Source organism: Magnetococcales bacterium, from assembly GCA_015231925.1.
In the GTDB taxonomy this organism is placed as follows: domain Bacteria; phylum Pseudomonadota; class Magnetococcia; order Magnetococcales; family JADGAQ01; genus JADGAQ01.
In genome coordinates this window covers 1-2,676 of sequence record JADGAQ010000333.1, presented here as the reverse complement: position 1 = coordinate 2,676, position 2,676 = coordinate 1, and the positions used below count along the sequence as shown (strand labels likewise).

General features: G+C 64.1%; 2 protein-coding genes. Both read left to right on the top strand.

The window, feature by feature from the left end; all coding sequences use genetic code 11:
- Positions 1-52 precede the first annotated feature (52 nt).
- Entirely contained in the window at positions 53-1,423 is a 1,371-nt protein-coding gene (locus HQL56_19505; protein ID MBF0311703.1) for a DUF560 domain-containing protein, read from the top strand.
- Positions 1,424-1,449: 26 nt separating this feature from the next.
- The gene (locus HQL56_19500; protein MBF0311702.1) at positions 1,450-2,367 is read left to right on the top strand and encodes a FecR domain-containing protein; all 918 of its coding nucleotides are present in this window, start codon (positions 1,450-1,452) and stop codon (positions 2,365-2,367) included.
- Positions 2,368-2,676: the final 309 nt, after the last annotated feature.

Here is a 2,676-nt window from a genome sequence, read left to right as displayed (position 1 = left end):
CCCCCCCGGACCCCCGTATACCCGAACAGATTCTGGCAAGGAGAATAATGCCATGATTCGTTTTGGCCGCCATTCCGGCCTGCTGCCCCTTTTCACCCTCCTGGCGCTTTTCGGGAGCGGTCCCGCCCTGGCGGGGGATCCGCCACCGTTGACCACCGCGCGCGTGCTGCTGGAAAGCGGACGCGCCCAGGAAGCCCTGGAAAAACTGCTGCCCTTCGAAACCAGCGAAAGCGGCGACCCCGAATTCGACCTCCTCCTGGGCTGGGCCTGGCTGGATACCGACCGCAAGGACCGCGCCGCCTTCGCCCTGGAACGGGTGCTGATGGTGGAAAAAGAGAATGCCCGCGCCCATCTGCTGACAGCCCGCCTGCTGGCCAAACGCAACGATCGCGCCCAGGCCCGCACCCATCTGGACCAGGCCAACACCCTTGCCCTCTCCCCCTCCCTGCAACGCGAGGTGGCCAAACTGCGCCTCGAACTCGACGAGGCGGAACGGGAAGCGAACAAACGCGCCGAACGCGCCTCCCGACGAGGCACCCGCTTCGCCGGAAACCTGCAAGCCAGCCTGGGATACGACACCAATGCCGCCTCCGGGCCGGCCATGGACATGATCCTGATCCCCTCCGTATCCAGCTCCCCCGTCTCCCTGGGCACCTCCTCCAAGGCGAACGACTGGGTAAACACCCTCTCCGGCACCGGCCTGTTCCAAACCCCCGTCGGCGAACACACCTACCTGACGGGAGGCGCCAATCTCAGCCAGGGACTCCAGTACCGCCGCGCCGATCTCCAGGAAACCTACACCACCGGCATGCTGGGCGTGGCCCACCAGATCGGCAGCGAAACCATCTCCCTGACCGGCCTCTCCCAGGCCTACTGGCTCGACGAAACCCTGACCCGCACCTACTGGGGCGCCATGTCCACCTGGCAGCACCCCCTCACCCAAAACAGTTACCTCAGCTCCTATCTGCAATACCTGAACTACACCTATCCGGGCTCCGCCAGCTACAATACCGAGCGGTTCGCCATCGGAACCAGCCATCATCTCGAAGCCCCCGATGCCTCCTGGAACGGCCACTACGGGGCCTACATCGGCCATGAAGCCGCCAAAAAAACCGCCTCCCTCTCCTCCGCCCACGACCTCTGGGGCTTCAATCTGGGCGGCAAATACCCCCTGGCGGACAAAGTCTCCCTGAACGGATCCGCAAGCTTCGAAAAACGCCTTTACGAAAGCGTCGATCCCTACTATTTCCAACCCCGCAAAGACCTGCAAAGCACCATCAACACCACCGTCGACTGGGAGTTCTCCCGTGACTGGCACCTGGTGCCGGGAGTCTACTTCGTGGATAACGACTCCAATCTGATGCTTTTCAAATATAATCGCACCCTGACGACCCTCACCCTGCGCTGGGATATCGACCCCTGACCAGGATTACGATCGGAGTAAGGACCATGACCACTGCCGGTTCGCTTTCACGGTATTTCATCGCCTTCCTGGCGCTGCTCTGGCTCGCCCCCGCCACGGCGGGAGCCGATCCCGCCCATGCCGCCAAAGTGCTGGTGGCGGCGGGCGAGGTTTCCGCCACCTCCAAAGGCAAACCCGATGCCCGCCCCCTGCAACGCGGCTCCCTGTTGTATCCGGGAGATACGGTCATCACCGGCAAGGGGCAAACCCAGCTCCAGTTCACCGATAACATGACCCTCTCCCTTCACGACGATACCCAGTTCGCCATCGACGACTACCAGTTCTCCCCCCAGGACCAGAAGTCCCAGAAGGCGGTCTTCAATCTGGTGGGCGGAGCCATGCACGCCCTCACCGGCCTGATCGGCAAACAGACCCCCAAGGAGTTCCAGGTGAACACCAAGGTGGGCGCGTTGGGCGTTCGCGGCACCGAGTTCTATTCAGTGATGGACAAGTCGCTGCACGTCACCGTGGCGGAAGGCATCGTCTCCCTGACCAACCAGGGGGGCAGCCTGGACATCCTGGCCGGACAGAGCGCCATCGCCAGCAGCTCGGCACTGGCTCCGCAAATCACCCCCCATCCCGTCAACATGGAACGCTTCCAACGCGGCGGCGGTCGTCCGGGCGGCGGTGGACAGGGCGGTTCCGGACAAGGCCCCGGCGGACAAGGCCCCGGCGGTGGACAAGGCCCCGGCGGTGGACAAGGCCCCGGTGGTGGACAAGGGGGCCCGGGTGGCGCGGGTGGCCCCGGCATGCAGCCCCCTCCCATGGGTATGCCGGGTATGACGGGCGCACCGGGGGTCGGCAGTGGTGGCCTGGGTGGCGGCGCGGGCGCTCCCCCTCCGCCCCTGGGACCGCAAAAACAGATGGATCAGCAGAAAGCCCTGCTGCCCCCACCTCCTCCCTGAAGTCGCTTCCTCACCCGTCCGGGGGGATTTCAGCAATCCCCCCGGCACGTTGCCGACGCCCCTCTGCGCAACCCGCCGAGGGACAGATAGGACAAATCCCGGTTTGCTATACAAATGGCGTGTGATATGTATGGAAAAGGCGATTTTCTATACATATCACCCCTGCGGAATGGTTCATGACGCCTCCCCTTCCCTCCCTCGACTATCCGGATCCGGAGCGTTTCAAGCCATACGGGGGTTCGGGGGGGATTATCCCCCCCCCGACGGGTCCAGGGCAGCGCCCTGGGACTCCTCCTTTCGCTGTTGACA